This window comes from Rhizobium freirei PRF 81 (assembly GCF_000359745.1).
GTDB classification, from domain to species: domain Bacteria; phylum Pseudomonadota; class Alphaproteobacteria; order Rhizobiales; family Rhizobiaceae; genus Rhizobium; species Rhizobium freirei.
In genome coordinates this window covers 48,636-67,816 of sequence record NZ_AQHN01000065.1, presented here as the reverse complement: position 1 = coordinate 67,816, position 19,181 = coordinate 48,636, and the positions used below count along the sequence as shown (strand labels likewise).

Here is a 19,181-nt window from a genome sequence, read left to right as displayed (position 1 = left end):
CGGCTTTATTTTCGACTGACGACGATATCCAGATCCGGATCGTTGGTCGGTTCATTGATGCCAAAATCGACCGCGTCCAGATCGCCACCCTCAATCAAAAATACGCGATCGATACAGCGAAGGAATTGGCCATTCTTCACCACAGGTAAGCTGAGTTCCATTGCGCCAAACTGATCGACCATCAGGTAATATGTTTTGTGGTCTCCATGAAACTTGACCACGCTGATAGGGAGGTCGATACCGGCAGCTTCAAACATATCGCCACAAGCCACGCGCTCGGAGCCAGCGCCTTTTCGAGACCGCGCTCTAGGATCCGCTTTGCGGCAGGCTTGATTGACATTTACAAAGAGAACTCGAAGCTTGAGGACGTCATTGCGGATGCCTTCCACACCTTCCTCGCTAAAGATCTCCCAATTTCCACCGAGGTTTTCGGCTCGAAGGCCCTTCACTCCGTCCATATACGCGAACATGCCGGCGGCATTGGTGGGATGCAGTGGTGAGGCAGTCGCAGCAGCAGCAAGTGCGTGATGACCTGCCGCGATCAATTTCTCACGCTCAAGTTCCAGACGAGCAAGGTAAAGGTCGCCAATCTCAGGATCAGTGATTGTCTTTGGGCTGATATTTTCCATGCCGCCTACTCATGTTAATGTTCTCTACCTCATTTGTGGAGGAAAAAATTAACATGGTCAAGCTAGAAGAATGTATTCGGCTAATTCACAGGACGCTCCAGGCGCGAAACCTCCCCCGCCCCGTCATCTCGCGCAATCCGAGCTCGCCAACGATCCGCCGCGCCGCCTGCGGCGTGACGCCCAGCGTCGTTACGACCATCTTAGCCGACACCAGCGGTTTCGCCATCACCAGCTCGACCAGCTCCGGCAGTTTTGACGACGTCCGGCGCCCGTCCAGTTTTCGGTCCATCATCGTTTTCACCAGCGTCAGCCGATCATGCTCTTTCAGCCCGATCTCGGCGGCCGCGACCAGTCCATGGGCGATGGCGAGCAGCCGGGTTTCTCGATCGCGATGTCGGCGCCGATCGACGGGAATGGTTTTTAGTCCGAGATTGATGGCTGCGAGATGTGCGGCCGTGGTGACACCGGCCTGGCGGAGGATCGAGGCGGCCAACAGTCGTCCAAGCCAGGGCGCGTGCTGCAGCACCGCAATCTCGTTCCAGGCATCGAGGGCGACAATCGCCTGCAGCACCGCCGGCAGATCATCGGTCTGCCGCAACACGTTGCGCCACTCGCCCAGCCGCGCGTCCTCGTCCCAATCGAGATCGTAGATCATGGGATCTTTTTCTTGCGCGCCGGCCCGTCCGGACCGTGCGTTCTCGATCGCCGCCTCGGACCGGGCCAGCAGCGCATCAATGGCGGCATAATCGACGCCAGGCAGATCTTTGGCGTCGTCAGCATCGTCCCCCTCCCCTATCGGCTCGACAGCGACAGGCCGCTTGGCGGCGGCGCCCGACTCAGCATCATCGGCCCTGACCGATGTCACATCCGAGGTTTGCCTGAGCGTGCGAATGCCGTCGGGCGACAGTGCCCAGACCGGTGGTTGCGCGGCAATGCGTCGCCGGGTGCGCAACGCGTCGCGGGCGATTGTCAGTTCATGGGTGGGTGTGCGAATATCGCGGGTGTCGTCGTGGAGGACGAGGTCTTCGAGGTGAACAAGTTCGCCGTCGATCCACAGCGAGGCGCAGGCGTCGGCAAAGTGCGACCGTTCGATCCACCCCTGTCCGACCGCGGAGCGGGCGATGCGCTCGTCGAGACGCGCCAACTCAATGCCGGCTCGAAAAGTGTGGCTTCTACTTTGTTATTTCAAATGGGAAAACTTCATATGTCTGTTAGGTTTAGCCGATAAATGAAGGGCGATTTTCCGCTAACGATTTCACTGAAACGTCTCTTTGCCAAAACGATTTCAAGATCGAACATCAATGTCGGCTCGCTCGATCGAGGGAGAGCAGTGGTCGGCGTCGTCAAAGGCGTGCCGCGCTTATGCAAAGGTGCGACGTGCAGCTTCATCACGCTGGCAAGCATTACGCGTAGTCGGTCGCGCTACTCGGCGGCTGGCTCGGGTTGCGTTCTGGTGCGCCTTGCCGCTGGCTTCTTTGCCGCTGGGTCCGGAAGGTAAGCGGGCGCGGTCGTGCTGCGTTCCGCTACAATGAATATCAGCCTGTCCACGGCCTTCGCCCTTTCCTTTCCCTCTGGCAAGGACTCGGCAAGATGGATTGCCAAAAGCGTGTCCTGCATTTGCGCCAGACGGGAGAAGAAGAAATTAAGCTGAATCAGGCTTCGGTTATAGAGATAGAAATAGCCTCCGCCGATGAATTGAAGCAGTACACCCGCTAAGGGAACGATATATGCCGTCCCATCGCTTCGGCCCGAGGAGAACGCCCACCACGTACCCCCAATGATCGTCCCGAAACCGGCAACGATGGCGGTCAGGCTGGCAGTGTAACTCCTGCGCGCCTGACTTTTGTTCATGATGTAGTATTCGATCAGCTGACGGAGGTTCGCTTTGATGCCCTGAATAATGTCGTCGTCGGACTTGGCAGCGCTTTCGGTTTGCGGCGCCATCTTGGCATCGCCGCCCGCGCCTCCAGACTGCGCGTCGAGCAAGGGAGTGAAGCTGGATGCCCACGCCCTGAGAAGCTGGTCGTCGCTGTCACGATCTACGATTGCCTTGAGCTTATCACGGTCGATCACGCTGAAAGCGACCATCACGAGCATGAACAGGGCGAAGACGACCCCTATAGTGATGCCCGGCTGAAGGTCGTGCGGCTTATATTCATAGCCTTGCACGAACACGTGGCTTGTTGCCAAATAGAAGACGACATAGAAGCTTCCGGCAATGGTCAAAATGGAAATGATTGCGACCGCCCAGCGAACCTTCGGCGAGTACCGAAGGACTTCAACGATTACGAGGATGACGGTAAGAATAAGCTGATACATGAAGCCCCCGCCGAACAAATTCGCGACAGTCATCTGTACTCTCTCAACCTTTACGAATCGTGCCTATACAACCCTGGCGCGGAATAAATCGAGCGGGCGCGTCGTCACTTCAATGGCGGCAGCGTCATGCCCTTAATGCTATCGGCCACGGTCGGCCGCTTCCGCTTCCCGTCCGCGTAGGGATCTGGCAGAGCCCGTGCGGCCTTCTTCACGGCCTCGATGTCATAGCCGACCGGACGGCCAAGCAGGAACATCTCCACAAATCGGTCAACAAGCGACTGGTCTGCCAAAAGATTGGCTTTGACCGCCTTGCGGAAGGACGCGATATCCGAACCATTGGTCAGGTAGCCCAGATTCCGTGCCTCGGTGAGGTGCTCATCAACCCTCTTCTGAACGCCCTTGCCCATGCAAAATGCACGGACGTAACGCACTAGCGACGTGAACAGCAGCTCCTCGCTATGCATGAGGAGCAGCTTGTCTTTCAGGACTGCTCGGAACGCACCGATAAGCTCGCTCTTCTCGAAGACGTGCCGGTAAAACCGGACCACAGAATCCTCCGCATCGCCTGCCGTAACTTTGTTTTGGGGCGCGGCCAATATGTAGAATGGCGCGCGGGTCGTGACATGAATTTCTTTCACGAGATGAAAGCTGAAACAGGCCAGCGAGATGACGCACAGGTTATTGGCCGTGGCTATGTTGATCGCGCGCAGTCTCTCTGTGATCTCGGCCCAGCTGCAATCCTCGTTCGAGGCGACGATATGAATACCCATGTCCTCATCGCCATGGGTATCGAAATGGATGATCGGCAGCAGGCCGTCTTCAACCACCTTCGCCACATAATCCAAGAATCCCAGAAGATCAGCGGCGCTCTTCGGCTCAAATTTCATGAAGAAGATCTGGTTGGCCTGCAACAAGGGTTCCAAATCTTCGAGGACGCGGAGGGTCACCCCGTGCTCGCTCTCATGCAGGGACGTGATCCAGATCACGGAATTTACGCTCACATGGGATTGGATAGTCGCGGTCTTGGTCATTGGTCGCAAGGCCATGCAGCTTTATAGGGAGCCATCAACGAACGCTCGGCCGGCCAGGTTCCCTTCTCGGGATGCGTCGTCACCCAGTCGCAGCCAATCACGATGGCGCGGGCGACATTGGCGCCCTTCGGGATGCAGAATTTCCCGAGAATGCTCTCCCGAGCGATCCCGAGCATTTGCTCGTCCTTCATGCCCATCTTAACGACGCTATCGAATACAATCTCATCCTCGCGCCATTTCTCCATGAAGCCCATGACGTAATTTCCGGCAAGTGTGATGCTGCTCTTGCAGTCGCGCGCCAAATCCTGGGCCATCATAGCATTGGCGCCGGTCGCAAAAAGGGCGGCTGCAGCCGCCAGTATCATCCGTTTCATGATCTTCCCCAACCCAAGTTGGGGGCAGATTATCGAGTGCAACCGGTAACTGCAACAGGGTCAATTCGCTTGCTTCCCTTGGTTTTTCTTCACGTACCCGTGGCCGTGCGCAGTTGTCCGATGCACCTCGAGCTTGACGCCAAGACCGCCCTGCTCGCGCTGACGCAGTTCAATGGTAAAGAACTTTCGGTACCGTCCTTTGATGGGCGCGGCGATGAAAAGTGCATGTTCCACCGCCGATTGGGATGAAAATCGGAATTGCTAAGTGGTGGCGCAGCCAATGGAAACGGCGCATCTTTCTTTCATCACCGAGCTAGTGCCGGAGCCGCCAAGCCACCGTCCTCATGGGAGTTGATGGCCGCCGGTCTGCAACGCGACCGCATGAGCCGCGACGACGGCAACCGAGCATCTTGAGGAGCAGGTTCGGACGCTGAATCAGGGACGGCGACAAATGTAACTCATCTTATATTTTCCACGCGTCGGGCATTCCGCCCTTAGAAAGGACCTGACATGCATGAAATTTATCAGAACGGAAAGCCGATCGGCCTCACTTTCAGCGACCGCGAGGTGGCCAAAGCCATAGCCCGCGACATGCAGAGGGAGGGCGCCAAAAACGTCGAAATGCGGCCGTTTAAGCGCCGAAATCACTGGTATAATTGGCGCGCAAACGGGCGCAACGTGGCGTCTTATCTCGCCTCGTTACGCCCTGCCGCGCCACTTAGGAGGCCTTGTGATCCCGATAGAGCAATACTTATCTGGTCAGAGGCGGTACAAAATCTGATCGTTCCAGAAACCATCGAGGCTACACAACTCCCCACGCCCGGAACCTCCCCTCCCTACCATCTGCATATCAATGAAATTCTTAGCTAAAAGCGACACCCACGTACCCCTTTTATCCGGGAATGTTGGCCGTTTCCATCTCGTTACCCATATGAATTAACGTTGTTCTTTTCCAGAACAGAAGCTATTTAAGCCATTGCTTCCGTCACTCGGGACGGCGCCGTGGATGGGCAATCACTTCCGATAAGTAATGCGTATCGATAGGTGATGGTTTTTGGCGGCAAGAGATAGCGTATTTGTCCGTGAGAATTGGCGGAAAAGCCGCAAATCCGGGCCCCTTGAGGGCTTTTCATTTTGGGTCGCTGGAAATTCTGCCTGATTGAGCGGAAATAACGCGTGCTGAACCGGTCGAGCTCTTCCCCTCCCCGACCGCCTCTCGGCGTCAGAACCTCATCAAAAAGCCGGAGCCGGAGCGACCTCTTCCGAAATAGCCGATTTCCCTGCGTTTTCGCCATAGATGCCCGCTGACGTGCGTTCTCGGGCGGCGATGGGTCGATGCCTGCCTCACGTCATAGAACGCTCTCTATCGCCTCCCATTTTTGTCATAAAACACGCTTGCAAATCCCCATTTTCTCATGCATTCATTATCTGTACAAAGGCCATCAAAAAAGAGCCAGAACGAATGCCCCAGGTTGCAATCGCCAGCTCCCCCTCTCCGCGGCCCCGGCTGATCGGATACGCCCGGGTTTCGACTGACGATCAGCTCAACGATGCCCAGGTCGATGAGTTGCGCGCCGCCGGCTGCGATCGCATTCATCAGGAGCACGGATCCGGGTTATCCCGCACAAGACCGGTGCTCACCAAAGTGCTGAAGGATCTCACCTCTGGCGACGTGCTAGTCGTCGTTCGTCTCGATCGCTTGGCCCGATCAGTCAGCCATCTGCTTCACGTGATTGAAGACCTCGAAAAGCGCGGAGTTCATTTCCGCTCGCTGCGCGATCCGATCGATACGTCCACGCCGCAGGGAATGTTTTCCTTGCAGGTGCTCGGCGCCGTCGCCCAGCTTGAGCGCGCCCTGATCGCCGAACGAACCAAAGCTGGCATCAAGGCTGCGAAAGCCAGAGGGAAGCTTCCCGGAAATCCCGGTCTGCGCGAGCGCCGACCGGAGGCGATCAAGGCGGTGTCGAAAGCACGCGAGAAACTTTATCTCGACGAACTGATTTCGTCGGCACAGACCTGGCTGCCGACCGTGAGGCAGCTCAGGCCACAGCATAGTTGGGACAACGTCGTGCGCGTCCTTAACCGTCGCGGTCATCACTGGACGGTCCAACGATTACGCCGCGCGGTGCATCGGATGGTTCGTGAGAAGCTTGCAGAGCCAGAGCTGCTGGCCCGCTCACCGCGCCGCGCGCCCGAAGATCATTTGATGAAGTTGGTCGCCGCGATCACCATCGCCGACCCCAGTTTGTCGCTGCGCGACATTGCCGCGCAACTGGATCAGATGGGGGAACGGCCGGCGCGTGGTGGCAGGAGGTGGCAGCCCTCTTCCGTTAGGGCGCTGTTGGACGAGGCACATCGCTTCGGGTTAGTTCGTCCTTGACTAGCTGATTCATAAGGGAGCGCCCGCGCTTTTTGCCCCGCGAGCTTCCTTTCCCGGCGGAGATCTCCTTCCAATCCGTGCTTGCCACGACCTGTTCGGCCAACCCCGCCAAGGTGGATTTCCTCCTCCACCTGACGCCCGTCCGGTTCAATGGTGTAGCCGGTCATCATTGTTCCTTCTGCCAACGACCGAGGTGGTTTCTCGTCTCGAACCCGCATGATGGTATGCCGGCTCGTCACGATCTTTCTTCAGCGCGGCGACCTGCTGGGCTGCTTGTTCGGCCCTCAAAAGTCGCTCGCGCAAAACATCGGGCAACCGAGCCTGATCTCGCTTGCATATACGATCAAAAGGAGCCGCAAGGCTTATTACGGAGAGCTCGAAACAAATCAGCGTAAGCTCGATATAATCGAAAGGCTCATCTACTCTACTTCTTGCAAACCATTCTCGATGCGCAGCAGACGACTCTCACGCGCGTTGCGTTTTATATCCGCAAGGCAAAGTTCTATGAACGGTTCCGCGACCAGTTCAACAATCGCCAAGGCGATCTCCCGCATGTTCCGCGAAGGGATTGAAGGCTTCAAAGGTGGCCTGAGCGCGGAAAATTACATCTCGATCACAGGGGCTTCCCGGGCAACGGCGACTCGAGACCTTCATGATATGGTGGAGAAGGGGGCAATGAACCGCAGCGGTGAACGCCGACATACGCGTTACACCTTAAACCTGCCGGAGCCAGAGTGATAGAAACAACGGCTGGGGCACGGCCTTTCGTCCACTCTATCCAAAGAGCGCGACATCACTCGGCGGAAGCAGACTGGCTTGATTCTTGCTGTGGCTGGTCGTTAGTTTGCTGCCTAAACTGCGAAGACACGAGGATTGTTATGCCAACTGGCAAGGTTAAGTTCTTCAACGCCGATAAAGGCTTTGGTTTCATCACGCCGGAAAGCGGAGGAGGCGACGTTTTCGTGCATGTCACCGCCCTGCAATATGGCGATTATCTCAGAGAGGGACAGTCCGTTTCCTACGATCTCGGTCAGGATCGGAAGACCGGCAAGTTAAAGGCGGAAAACGTCAGACCGCTCTGAGGCCAATTGACCGGAGCGGCGGCAACGGGCTCAAAAGCGCCTCGGGGCCACCTGCTCTTAAATTGCGAGATCTCGGCCTGTGCCAAAGGCGCAGCGCCCAACTTCTTGGCCCGGTCGAAGGGTGTCACATCCAGAAGCGGAACGTCTATGAGACTAGCATAGCCCTCAAACCCCATCTTGGTGCAATAGCAAGACTCATGATGTTATCGGCACGTACGGTCGCATTGATGAATTTCGAACACGAGTTCTTCGGCTGTTGTCCGAGTTGCGGTAAAAAGAGCTGTCGACGCTGGATATCTTTGGGTTCGCGCGTGCAAATGTAGGGATGTCGACAAAACGGTGGATCGCCGTACAGGCTTAACAACTGACAGCCGACAAGCAGCCGATCGTAACTTGCGATCAATAAACCACTCCGCGAACCCCGCGGCCGAAAGCAGCGTCTCCAGCGCCGTTGTTCCGCCGGCGCGGATGTCCGGATGATTTCGTTCAGAAGGCTACACAGCTCTTTGCATCCGAGGTTACGGCCCTTCGAATATGCTGTTTTCAGCGACCCCACTTTAGATTGATAGCTTATCGGCGATACTCGGGAGACCACAAGCCAGGATCTCACCTTGCTGCGGTCTCCAAACAGCATCAGCTTTTTGCAGCTCATGATGCTCTCCGGCCTGGCGAACCATTCGTTCGCATCAGCGCCATCAACATCGGCCCAAGTGAAAACTCTCCGCGTTCTGCCTTGCGGGTGAGGTCACGCAAATAACCGCCCGCATTGTTGATGTGCCCTGCCCTTTCGAGGATGCAGGCCATCACGGCCGCAGCATTCTCGGCACCGAGTGCCTCACAGGCATTCTGGTAGGCACTCGGACTGACGGCCAGCATCGATCGCACGACCACCGCGGCTGACATGAGATCGCGCCAACTCCCGACCGCCCCGCCCGGCCCGTAATTCGAAATCTCAGGGCAGGCCTGCAAGACCATTCCCAGTGGAAAAGCCTTTATCGGCTCTCGCATTCGCCCAATGTCTGGGTTCGATTTCGCCCCCTGCTCTGTTTCAGAGCGAGGTTCAAATTCATTGCTGGATTCGGGTTTTGAATTCTGTATGTGACGTCCAATTTGGACATCATTGGTATCTGTTTTTTGAGAATCTTCCTGAAATTCCAGTTGGTTGATGATCTCTTCACGCAACATTCGCATTTCGTCGAGGACGGATTCAATATCTTTGAGGGTTGGGGAGCGGGGGATGCCTGCGAGCAGCTGCACGTAGTAGCCCTCCAGCTTTTCCCAATCGCCAGAAGCGCCCTCTTCTATCGCAGCCGTCAGCAGCTTACGAACGTCACGACGGCAGATCGTCAGTGCTTCCTTGGCGCTGCGGAAGTGCCGGCGCTCGGCTGCTATCTGCTGTGCGAGCTGCGCAAGCTCTTCGGCGCGAGCAAGCAGCGGCGCGAGGCTGAAGCCGAACGCATCTTCGATCTGGCCGCCATTGTCCTTTCGGGCGTATCGTTTGCCATTAGCACTGTCTTTGCGCTGGATCAGTCCAGCATCGACGAGTGCAGCAAGGTGGCGGCGCAATGTCGTGCCAGCAATACCATGCGCTCGAACGGAAAGCTGTTCATTTGATGGGAACACCACCAGGCCGCGCTCTTCCGAAAGCTCATTGTCGGGATAGAAGGTCAAGAGCGCATCAAGAACGGCAAGGGCGCGGTCCTGAATGCCGAGCACTGCCCTCGCCTCCGAGGCATCGCGAAAGATCTTCCATTTGTCGGCCGTCTTACCTGGCCGCATCTCAGCCGTTTTCATTTGCCCTCTTACCTGGGCAAGCGATATCGGCCGCCGCCCGAAGGGCGTCGTCACACTTCCAATCTGCATTTTTTCTCTCACCTTAATTGAGGCAAAAGAGATCCGCCCGCCAAATCGACGGTTACGACTCTTGACAGGGATTCGTGGAAATGCGATTCTCAATCTTGCTTAGGGAATACGAGAAGGGCTTCCACGACTTGGTCGTTTGGGGGCCTTTTTCTTTTGCGGCTTCAGTCTCCTTTGCTTCCCTCCTTCAGGAATTGCTCGTAGAGCGCATCCAAATTGCGGGAAAGATATTCTCCGAAACGGCCAGCATTCTTCGCCTTCATCGAGAGCGAGAAAGCTTTGCCCGTATTCTTGATTTCGGCCTGCACTGCCTTGTCCCGGGGCTGCCACTTCGCCTTTTGAGTCGAAACCTCCGCCTTCCTCACGGGCCGCGCTGTTCTGTTGAGCGCCTTGTACAGAGATGAAAAGCGTTCATCGGACGGCAATGCGTCGAAGCCGTCCGTGCTCAAAACTTCTGACACTTTGCCGCTATTGGCGAATTTTCCGACTAGAAGTGAAAGCTCTATCCAGCGCTCTCGGCCCACACCGGGAGCCGACCCGATTTTTTCTATGACGTTAGCCGAGATGCGCTCTGCCACCGTCATCATCTTCGAGACCGAAGCCGCATTCGCGGACAATGCCAAGGAAATCACCTCTCGGCCGTAACCAAGATCATCCAGGCGCTTGGCAAATAACGCCCTTTCGATAAAAGAGAGATTCGCGCGCGCGGAATTTTCCTGCCCTTGAGCAATGACATGGGAACGGTCGTCGATTGCCTTGACAATAGCCCGGACTTTTCTGCCGAGGTCCCTTGCTGCCCTTACCCGTCTGTGGCCGAAGACAACCTGATAAAGACCATCGACCTTTGTATGGGGCCGCACGAGAATAGGCGTATCCTGCCCACGTACCCTAATTGCCTCTAGCAGATCTTGATACTCGCCGTCGTCGTCTGATATCCGATCCTTTACGAAGGAGCCTTCAATTTGTGCCGGATCAAGTTCGATAATTGCCTCGCCTTCGAGATATTTGTCAGCCTGCTTTGCCAGCTCGTCCAGCGAACGCACGAGAGATTTGCCTGCGCCTCGCATTGGATATGCAGGTGCCGTGCCGCTATCTTCATGCAGGTCAGCAAGTCCCTCGAGCAGATTTTTCCGTGCCATCTCATTTGCTCCGAGCAGCCGTTAGCTGCTTGTTTTTCCGCATAAAACGTTCGTTTTTGTCAGCTGACAAATCGACGTCCCCATGACTCGTGAACGAGGCCGGCAATTTCAGCATTCACTGCATCCAACGATTCCATCGCACGGTCATACGTGCCTCTATTCATGGATGCCCGATCGACTTCGTACAGAGTTTGCTTGGTAATTCCGGCATCTGAAACCGCCGTCGACTTCACCATCTGGTTCTTTAGTATGAACTCGTTGAACATCGTGGACATAAAGCCGACCATCTGGGCTTGCGGAACATCGGTCGGCTCGTAGCGCGTAATCAAGTATCTGTACCAGGAGAGGTTCACTTCCGCACCAGCGGCACGGATCGGCTTTAGGATTCCACCAAGCATCAGAAGGAACTGACCCATCGACATCACGTCGAGCATCTGCGGATGGATTGTTATCAGAACACTTGTAGCTGCGGTCAGTGCGGTCAGCGTCAAATATCCGAGCTGCGGTGGACAGTCGACGACGACGACATCATAACGATCGTCGACCTCAGCCAAAGCCCGCGATATGCGGGTGAAAAACGTTTTGCCTTCATTAGAAGACTTATCAGACATCGCAAGCGGCGTGTCATATTCATACTCCTGCAAATCGAGGTTTGCAGGGACAATGTCCAATCCAGGAAAATTAGTGGTCTGGATGATCTCCGAGATCGGCTTTCTCGCACCATCATAGCGAATGGCATCATAGATGGACGCGATCTGATCGAGCTCCGGTTGGAAGCCGTGCAGAGACGAAAGGGATGCTTGAGGGTCGAGGTCTACGGCAAGGACGCGATGCCCCGTCAATGCCAGGTACTGCGCTAAATGCGCGGCGGTCGTGGTTTTCCCCGAGCCCCCTTTGAAGTTGACTACAGCAAGCACCTGCAGCTTTTCACCGCCGCGCCGGTGGGGAACATACATGCGGTTGTCGGATCGACCGTGCGTATCCAGATATTGACGCAGTTCCAACATCTGTTCGGCGGTGTAGGAGCGACGACCGGAGGACGATGTTTGAGGGGAGGGGCCCTTTCCGTCCAGATGCAGCTTTTTCAATGTGCTCTGCGATACGCCGACATAGGTCGCGACCTCCGCCAGCGAGAAGCTTCGCAATGTCTTTTTCGCGTTGGGCGGGAATCGTTGTACGCTAAGTAGGTGCAGCTTTTTCGAGATCAAATCACCCTGTTCTAGGATTTGATCTTCAAAGTGCATCGGCATCTTAAGCGAAGCCATCGAATTAGCGTTCATTGTCAGAAATCTTTCAGATAACGGTTTTCGGCCCGATATTGCCACTGAACCGTTATTATGTCCGATTCTCGCGGGCCGGCAAGGAAAATGCGGCTAATAAACTGTTAATAGCCGGGACGCCCCTTGACCTATGGTTAACGCCGCCATCTGTATTTCCCTTGCAAATCCAATCTGTTACCGCTCCGAGTCACAACGTTCGTTGCATATTTGTTCACTGGTGATTCCTACAACTAAGGGAATAACACGCGAGATCAGATCAGCGCGTTGTCGCCCAAAACCGCGCGCGACTCACCAAAATACCTTGTAGGATTCTACAACTGCCCAGCCATTCTAATCCGTGCTGATCTTTGTCGATAAATTTAAGCGACGGAGATCAGTATGAAGGTTGTTGCGATATCGACCAGACATGGGCTTCCTGCACAGCACCTTCTCGAAGCACATCATCGACTTCGAGCTCAAGTGTTTTCAAATCGGTTGGGTTGGGAGGTCGGTGTTCTTGACGGCCGGGAAGCGGACGTCTTCGACGCTCTCCAGCCGACTTACATACTCGCCGTATCGGACAGCGCTCGTGTGGCAGGATGCGCTAGACTCCTGCCGGCCATGGGTCCGACGATGGTGACCCATGTCTTTTCGTCACTGCTAACGCATGGACACCTAAACGCCCATCCAAGTATGATCGAAAGCTCCCGTTTTTGCGTGGACACAACCTTGGTCGATCTTCGCGGAGGAGGCCTCGTCCACGAGGCCACTTTGACCATGTTCGCAGGCATCATCGAATGGTGCATCGCAAATGGGTACACGGAGCTCGTCACGGTGACCGATCTTCGATTCGAGCGGATCCTTGCACGCGTTGGGTGGCACCTATCGCGATTGGGCGAACCAAAGAACATTGGCAAGACAATTGCCGTCGCGGGCACCTTACCGGTGAACGCCGAGACATTCCTGAGGCTTCGTCCATCCAGTTACCGTTCTGAATTCATCTCCCCAGATGGGCAGCGGAAAAGGAGAAATCCATGAACCAGCTCCGCTCTCACCACCGGCTTGTCTGCAAACTTCAAGACGCGCTCGGCCATAAGCTGTGCGCCGCATTGGAAGACGTGGATGTGATCGAAATAATGCTCAATCCGGACGGAAAGCTCTTTATTGAGCGCCTCGCTCACGGCGTTGCGGCGGCCGGCGAAATGTCCCCCGTCGCCGCGGAAACGGTGATCGGAATTGTGGCGCATTTCCTTCAGTCCCAGGTAGACACGAAGCAACCGATCATCTCCGGCGAGCTCCCGATAGGTGGGCACCGCTTCGAAGGCCTTTTACCACCAGCGGTCGCCAAGCCAGCCTTTACGATCCGCCGCCGTGCCCCACGCCTAATTCCGCTGGAAGAATATGTGCGGTCAGGCGCGCTGACGGGATGCCACGCCTTAATGATCCGAAAGGCGATTTCCAAAAGGCGAAACATCATCGTATCCGGGGGCGCCGGTTCTGGCAAAACGACGCTTGCGAACGCGTTGATCGATGAGATCGTCAAATTCGCCCCCGAAGACCGTTTGGTGATCCTCGAAGATACCGCCGAAATTCATTGTTCGGCCGAGAACGCCGTTCTTCTGCATACCAGCGATACCGTTGATATGTCACGATTGCTGAAGAGCACGATGCGACTGCGCCCCGACAGGATTGTCGTCGGCGAAGTCCGCGACGGTGCCGCGTTGACTCTGCTGAAGGCGTGGAACACCGGTCATCCCGGAGGCGTTGCGACAATTCACTCGAACACCGCCATGTCGGCCCTCCGCCGCTTTGAACAATTGACCGCAGAAGCAAGCCAGCAGCCGATGCACGAGGTTATCGGTGAGGCAGTCGACCTCATCATCTCCATTGAACGGACACCGCGCGGGCGACGGGTTCGAGACGTCATCCACATCGAACGGTTCGCGGAGGGCCAATACCAGATCGGTTCAGACCAACTCGATGAGGAAGAGGAGGCCCGTCATGTCGCGTAAGCCTTCGCTCGCCAAGGTCACATTCTCTGTCCTAACGACAGTTCTCGCTTCGCTTGATCCGGCACTCGCCAGTTCGGGCGGTGGCGGACTGCCCTGGGAAGGACCACTGCAGCAGATTCAAGAGTCGATCACCGGACCTGTCGCAGGATACATCGCACTTGCGGCTGTCGCCATAGCCGGCGGCATGCTCATATTTGGTGGGGAGTTGAACGACTTCGCGCGGCGACTTGTATACGTGGTTCTCGTCGCCGGCATTCTGCTCGGTGCCACGACCATTGTGGGCCTGTTCGGCGCGACTGGAGCTTCAATTGGCCTGACGAGGGAGCTGGTCGCCTCGGACGGCTTCCAAGGCGCAGGAGTGACAAATGGCTGAGTCCGCGTCCGGTCTGCAGCGGAACCGCATCCACCGCGCGCTGTCGCGCCCGAACCTTCTGGTGGGCGCGGACCGGGAACTGGTGCTGATCACCGGCTTGGCCGCAGTCATCCTCATCTTCGTCGTTCTTACGATCTATTCGGCGCTCTTCGGCGTTGGCGTCTGGATTGTCATCGTCGGGCTCTTGAGAATGATGGCAAAGGCCGATCCGCTCATGCGACAGGTCTATGTCCGCCATATCTCGTACAAGCATTACTACAAGGCGACCTCCTCGCCGTGGCGCCGGTATTGAGAGGAACGCATGGTCGCTCTCAAACGCTTCCGGGCCCCCGACCCATCCTTTGCTGATCTCGTCCCCTATGCCGGCCTCGTCGACAATGGTGTTCTCCTGTTGAAAGACGGAAGCCTGATGGCCGCCTGGTATTTTGCGGGACCAGATTCAGAGAGCGCCACGGCCCTCGATCGCAACGAACTGTCGCGCCATATCAATACAATCCTCTCGCGGCTCGGGAGCGGCTGGATGATCCAGGTCGAGGCAGTTCGCATCCCGACATTCGACTATCCGTCGGATAATCGTTGTCACTTTCCCGATCCTGTAACTCGCGCGATCGACGCCGAGCGGCGGGCGCATTTCGCCCGCGAACAGGGGCATTTCGAGAGTAAACACGCGCTGATCCTGACCTATCGGCCGCTCGAATCCAAAAAAACGGCGCTCAGCAAATACATCTACTCGGACGAGGTGAGCCGCAAGAAGACCTATGCCGACACGGTGCTGTTCATTTTCAAGAACGCGGTCCGCGAGATCGAGCAGTATTTCGCCAATACGCTTTCGATCCGTCGCATGGAAACGCGGGAGGCTCTCGAGAGGGGAGGGGCGCGGGTTGCCCGCTACGACGAACTGCTCCAATTCGTTCGCTTCTGCATCACTGGTGACAACCATCCGATCCGGCTGCCGGATGTGCCCATGTTTCTCGACTGGATCGCGACCGCCGAGCTTGAACATGGGCTGACCTCAAAGGTTGAAAGCCGCTTCCTCGGTGTCGTCGCGATCGACGGCCTGCCGGCCGAGAGCTGGCCGGGGATCCTCAACAGCCTCGATCTCATGCCGCTAACCTACCGCTGGTCGTCGCGCTTCATTTTTCTCGACGCGCAGGAGGCCAGACAAAAACTGGAGCGGACCCGCAAGAAATGGCAGCAGAAGGTGCGCCCATTCTTCGACCAGCTTTTTCAGACGCAGAGCCGTTCGCTTGATCAGGACGCCATGAACATGGTCGCCGAGACAGAAGAGGCTATCGCCCAGGCTTCGTCGCAGTTGGTCGCATACGGCTATTACACGCCCGTCATCGTTCTCTTCGATCACGATCGTGAAGGACTGCAGGAAAAGGCAGAGTCCATCCGCAGACTTATTCAGGCGGAGGGCTTCGGGGCGCGCATCGAAACGCTCAACGCCACCGATGCCTACCTCGGCAGCCTACCGGGCAATTGGTATTGCAACATCCGCGAACCGCTGATCAATACCAGCAACCTTGCCGATCTCATTCCGCTCAACTCTGTCTGGTCGGGCTCCCCTGTCGCGCCGTGCCCGTTCTACCCGCCGAATTCACCGCCACTGATGCAGGTGGCGAGCGGGTCGACGCCGTTCCGGCTGAACCTACATGTCGACGACGTCGGTCACACACTCATTTTTGGGCCGACCGGTTCGGGCAAGTCGACGCTGCTTGCACTAATCGCCGCGCAGTTCCGGCGCTATGAACGCGCCCAGATCTTCGCCTTTGACAAGGGGAACTCTCTCCTTCCGCTGACCCTTGCCACCGGAGGTGATCACTATGAGATCGGTGGCGACGCTCAAGAAGAGGCGAAGGCGCTGGCCTTCTGCCCGCTGTCGGACCTCTCCAGCGACAGTGATCGCGCATGGGCCGCGGAATGGATCGAGATGTTGATCGCGCTGCAGGGCGTGACCATCACCCCGGACCACCGCAATGCGGTCTCTCGCCAGATTGGCTTGATGGCCAGTGCAGCGGGCCGATCTCTCTCGGACTTTGTAAGCGGCGTACAGATGCGCGAGATCAAGGACGCGCTCCATCACTACACCGTCGATGGTCCCATGGGCCAGCTTCTCGATGCTGAGAAAGACGGACTGTTGCTTGGCTCATTCCAGACCTTTGAGATCGAAGAGTTGATGAACATGGGCGAGCGGAACCTCGTACCTGTTCTCACCTATCTGTTCCGCCGCATCGAAAAGCGCCTCGATGGCTCACCGAGCCTCATCGTCCTAGACGAAGCCTGGCTGATGCTCGGCCATCCGGTCTTCAGGAGCAAGATCCGAGAGTGGCTGAAGGTGCTGCGCAAGGCGAACTGCGCGGTGGTATTGGCCACGCAATCCATTTCCGATGCTGAGCGTTCCGGCATCATCGACGTGTTGAAGGAATCCTGCCCCACGAAAATTTGCCTGCCGAACGGCGCCGCAAGTGAGCCTGGGACCCGCGAGTTCTATGAGCGGATTGGCTTCAACGAGAGACAGATCGAGATCGTTTCGAATGCGATTCCTAAGCGAGAATATTACGTCGCAACGTCCGAAGGCAGGCGGCTCTTCGACATGTCGCTCGGCCCCGTGGCGCTCAGTTTCGTTGGCGCATCCGGCAAGGAAGACCTGAAGCGCATCCGCACGCTCAGTTCCAAACACGGCCGCGACTGGCCGATCCACTGGCTACGAACGAGAGGAGTTCAGGATGCCGCAGCGCTGCTCAACCTCGAATAAATTGCTCACTGGCCTGGCGGCTGTCGCATTGATGGCCGGCACTGTCGTGCCCGCAAATGCTGGAACTGCCACGGGTGCCGCCACCGAGTGGACGCAGGTCCTCAATAATGGCGAGCTGGTCGCTTTGGTCGGGAAGTCCGGCGAGCAGATCCAGAACCAGCTCACCCAGATCAGCCAGCTCGCACAACAGATCGAAACGCAGCTGAATATCTACCAAAACCTCCTCCAGAACACGGCGACGCTTCCGTCGCATATGTGGGGGCAGGTCGAAAGCGATCTCAACCAGCTGCGCAGCATCGTCGACCAGGGCCAGAGCATCTCGTTTTCCATGGGCAATGCGGATGATGTGTTGCAACAACGTTTTCAGAGCTACTCAAGCCTTAAAACCAACCTGCCAGACAATTCGTCGTTTTCTACCACCTATCAGTCCTGGTCCGATACGAACCGGGACACGATCGCCAGCACGCTGAAGGCGGCGAGTCTGACGGCCGAGCAATTCGATAGCGAGGAAGGCACGATGTCCTCGCTGCGGTCCATGTCCGAGACCGCCGACGGGCAGATGAAAGCCCTGCAGGTCGGGCATGAGATCGCCGCGCAACAGGTCGCCCAGATTCAGAAGCTTCGCGGCCTCGTCTCGCAGCAAATGACGATGATGGGCACCTGGCTCCAGACCGAACAGACCGACAAGGACCTTGCGCAGGCGCGGCGTGAGAAATTCTTCAGCGGGACTGCCCCTTCCACCTCCGGCGGCGAAAAGATGAAAGTCGAGTGGTAAGCACATGACAACAATATGTCTTCGGCGGCTCCGCACCGCGATGGTGATTGCCACCTTCTGCATGCTGGCAGCACAGCCGGCAGTCGCCCAAGAAGGTTCAGTGCTGACCTCATTACAGAGCCAGATCACCACGGCCGCAAAGGGGTGGGAAACTACTGTCATGGATGCGGCGAAATCCTTGTTCTGGATCCTCGCGACAATCGAGATTGGCATCGCCGCCGTCTGGCTCGCATTGCAGGCAGCTTCGCTAGACAGCTGGTTTGCCGAGCTTGTCCGGCGGATCATATTCGTCGGCTTTTTTGCCTTCGTTTTGGGACAGGGGCCGGCCTTTGCGAAGGCAGTGGTGGATAGTTTGTTTGAGATTGGGGCTGGAGGCGGCACGGCCTCCCCAGCAGACGTCTTCAATGCTGGACTCGCCGTCGCAACGAAGATGTCGGAAAAGATACAGTTCGGTCTTTTTGAGGACAACGCGTTGGCGATCTCGGCTGCTTTTGCAATGGTCGTCGTCGTCATCTCATTCTCGCTTGTCGCCGCGATTTTCGTGTCGGTCATGGTTGAGATGTATATCGGCCTTCTTGCCGGTATGATCATGCTGGGGCTTGGCGGCTCGTCCTATACAAAGGATTTCGCGGTCCGATATTTGGTCTACGCCTTCTCGGTCGGAATGAAACTCATGGCGCTCGTCATGATCTCGCGTATCGGATCAGAGGTGCTGATCGGGTTGGCAGACCAGCCCGACATTGGCGACCAGTTCCAGACTGCGCTTGCGATCGCTGGTATCGCTGTCGTGGTCTTCATTATCGCCATCTACGTCCCGAACATCATGCAGGGTGTTGTTCAGGGCGCGTCCGTCTCGGGCGGAATGGAGGCAATAAGGCACGGTGGTCAGGCCGCATCGTTTGCGACAGGAGCAGGGTTCCTCGCGGCGGGCGCTGCCGGGGCGGGATTTGCGGCGGCTCAAACCGCGCGCGCCGCGGGGTCATCCGTCGCAGGCGCAATGCTGCGGGGTTTCGGCGCAGGGATCGGCTCGGCAGGAAAAGCGGCGGGCTCGGCTACCAAGGAGAAGGCCATCGGCTCTCCCGGTGCCTACGCCGGGTCTATCCTAGGCCTTGCTAACGCCAAGCTGGATCAGGCGCGCAGTGGGCACAGCGGACCAAAGCCACTTCCCGAACTTAAAGACTAATAGCAAT

17 protein-coding genes and 3 pseudogenes are annotated in these 19,181 nt (G+C 56.9%); 11 read left to right on the top strand and 9 right to left on the bottom strand.

Annotated features, from left to right (window positions below):
- Positions 1 to 5: 5 nt before the first annotated feature.
- From RHSP_RS17155 to RHSP_RS17135, 5 genes and pseudogenes are all read right to left on the bottom strand, one after another.
- Positions 6 to 629: a hypothetical protein gene (locus tag RHSP_RS17155; RefSeq protein WP_004119881.1), complete on the bottom strand. Its 624-nt coding sequence runs from the start codon at positions 627 to 629 to the stop codon at positions 6 to 8.
- Positions 630 to 714: 85 nt separating this feature from the next.
- Positions 715 to 1,791 (bottom strand): annotated as a pseudogene (locus RHSP_RS17150) (RHE_PE00001 family protein); the annotation flags it as partial.
- Positions 1,792 to 2,051: 260 nt separating this feature from the next.
- The gene (locus tag RHSP_RS17145) at positions 2,052 to 2,981 is read right to left on the bottom strand and encodes a TRADD-N-associated membrane domain-containing protein (protein ID WP_004119876.1); all 930 of its coding nucleotides are present in this window, start codon (positions 2,979 to 2,981) and stop codon (positions 2,052 to 2,054) included.
- Between the two features lie 71 nt (positions 2,982 to 3,052).
- Positions 3,053 to 3,979 carry a hypothetical protein gene (locus RHSP_RS17140; protein ID WP_004119873.1) on the bottom strand — a complete coding sequence of 309 codons (927 nt, stop codon included), beginning with the start codon at positions 3,977 to 3,979 and terminating at the stop codon, positions 3,053 to 3,055.
- Positions 3,976 to 4,353: a Rap1a/Tai family immunity protein gene (locus tag RHSP_RS17135; RefSeq protein ID WP_004119872.1), complete on the bottom strand. Its 378-nt coding sequence runs from the start codon at positions 4,351 to 4,353 to the stop codon at positions 3,976 to 3,978. Before RHSP_RS17135 ends, RHSP_RS17140 begins: the two co-directional genes overlap by 4 nt.
- 510 nt (positions 4,354 to 4,863) lie before the next feature.
- Between RHSP_RS17135 and RHSP_RS34690 the strand changes: the two genes are divergently transcribed.
- The 4 genes and pseudogenes from RHSP_RS34690 (at position 4,864) to RHSP_RS17115 (ending at position 7,815) form a co-directional block, all read left to right on the top strand.
- Complete coding sequence (locus tag RHSP_RS34690; protein WP_028755196.1) at positions 4,864 to 5,223, top strand: hypothetical protein; 360 nt, start codon at positions 4,864 to 4,866, stop codon at positions 5,221 to 5,223.
- 592 nt (positions 5,224 to 5,815) lie between these two features.
- A complete protein-coding gene (locus RHSP_RS17125) occupies positions 5,816 to 6,733 on the top strand; it encodes a recombinase family protein (RefSeq protein WP_004119867.1) in 918 nt (305 codons plus the stop codon).
- Between the two features lie 285 nt (positions 6,734 to 7,018).
- Positions 7,019 to 7,471: pseudogene (locus RHSP_RS17120) on the top strand (Fic family protein); the annotation flags it as partial.
- 140 nt (positions 7,472 to 7,611) lie between these two features.
- Positions 7,612 to 7,815: a cold-shock protein gene (locus RHSP_RS17115; RefSeq protein ID WP_004119863.1), complete on the top strand. Its 204-nt coding sequence runs from the start codon at positions 7,612 to 7,614 to the stop codon at positions 7,813 to 7,815.
- Here RHSP_RS17115 and RHSP_RS35605 read toward each other — a convergent pair.
- From RHSP_RS35605 to repA, 4 genes and pseudogenes are all read right to left on the bottom strand, one after another.
- Positions 7,764 to 8,349: pseudogene (locus RHSP_RS35605) on the bottom strand (GNAT family N-acetyltransferase). The gene RHSP_RS17115 and the pseudogene RHSP_RS35605 sit on opposite strands and share 52 nt — an antisense overlap.
- A 114-nt stretch (positions 8,350 to 8,463) precedes the next feature.
- Entirely contained in the window at positions 8,464 to 9,678 is a 1,215-nt protein-coding gene (gene repC / locus RHSP_RS17110) for a plasmid replication protein RepC (protein ID WP_004119862.1), read from the bottom strand.
- Positions 9,679 to 9,839: 161 nt separating this feature from the next.
- Positions 9,840 to 10,814, bottom strand: coding sequence for a plasmid partitioning protein RepB (gene repB / locus RHSP_RS17105; RefSeq protein WP_004119861.1), 975 nt, complete (start codon positions 10,812 to 10,814; stop codon positions 9,840 to 9,842).
- Between the two features lie 59 nt (positions 10,815 to 10,873).
- Positions 10,874 to 12,094: a plasmid partitioning protein RepA gene (gene repA / locus RHSP_RS17100; protein ID WP_028755142.1), complete on the bottom strand. Its 1,221-nt coding sequence runs from the start codon at positions 12,092 to 12,094 to the stop codon at positions 10,874 to 10,876.
- 378 nt (positions 12,095 to 12,472) lie between these two features.
- Between repA and traI the strand changes: the two genes are divergently transcribed.
- Genes traI through trbL form a run of 7 tightly spaced genes read left to right on the top strand, consistent with a single transcriptional unit; the run spans position 12,473 to position 19,174 of the window.
- A complete protein-coding gene (traI, locus tag RHSP_RS17095; protein WP_004119859.1) occupies positions 12,473 to 13,111 on the top strand; it encodes an acyl-homoserine-lactone synthase in 639 nt (212 codons plus the stop codon).
- Positions 13,108 to 14,085 (top strand): P-type conjugative transfer ATPase TrbB, encoded by a 978-nt coding sequence (gene trbB, locus RHSP_RS17090; RefSeq protein WP_004119858.1) that lies wholly within the window; start codon positions 13,108 to 13,110, stop codon positions 14,083 to 14,085. The genes traI and trbB overlap by 4 nt, the downstream gene beginning before the upstream one ends.
- The gene (locus RHSP_RS17085) at positions 14,075 to 14,458 is read left to right on the top strand and encodes a TrbC/VirB2 family protein (RefSeq protein ID WP_004119857.1); all 384 of its coding nucleotides are present in this window, start codon (positions 14,075 to 14,077) and stop codon (positions 14,456 to 14,458) included. Before trbB ends, RHSP_RS17085 begins: the two co-directional genes overlap by 11 nt.
- Positions 14,451 to 14,750 (top strand): conjugal transfer protein TrbD, encoded by a 300-nt coding sequence (locus tag RHSP_RS17080; protein WP_004119854.1) that lies wholly within the window; start codon positions 14,451 to 14,453, stop codon positions 14,748 to 14,750. Before RHSP_RS17085 ends, RHSP_RS17080 begins: the two co-directional genes overlap by 8 nt.
- A gap of 9 nt (positions 14,751 to 14,759) precedes the next feature.
- Entirely contained in the window at positions 14,760 to 17,216 is a 2,457-nt protein-coding gene (locus RHSP_RS17075; protein ID WP_004119853.1) for a conjugal transfer protein TrbE, read from the top strand.
- The gene (gene trbJ, locus RHSP_RS17070; protein WP_004119852.1) at positions 17,188 to 17,991 is read left to right on the top strand and encodes a P-type conjugative transfer protein TrbJ; all 804 of its coding nucleotides are present in this window, start codon (positions 17,188 to 17,190) and stop codon (positions 17,989 to 17,991) included. Before RHSP_RS17075 ends, trbJ begins: the two co-directional genes overlap by 29 nt.
- A 4-nt stretch (positions 17,992 to 17,995) precedes the next feature.
- On the top strand, positions 17,996 to 19,174 hold the full coding sequence (gene trbL / locus RHSP_RS17065; protein WP_004119851.1) for a P-type conjugative transfer protein TrbL: 1,179 nt from the start codon (positions 17,996 to 17,998) through the stop codon (positions 19,172 to 19,174).
- The last annotated feature ends 7 nt before the right edge of the window (positions 19,175 to 19,181 follow it).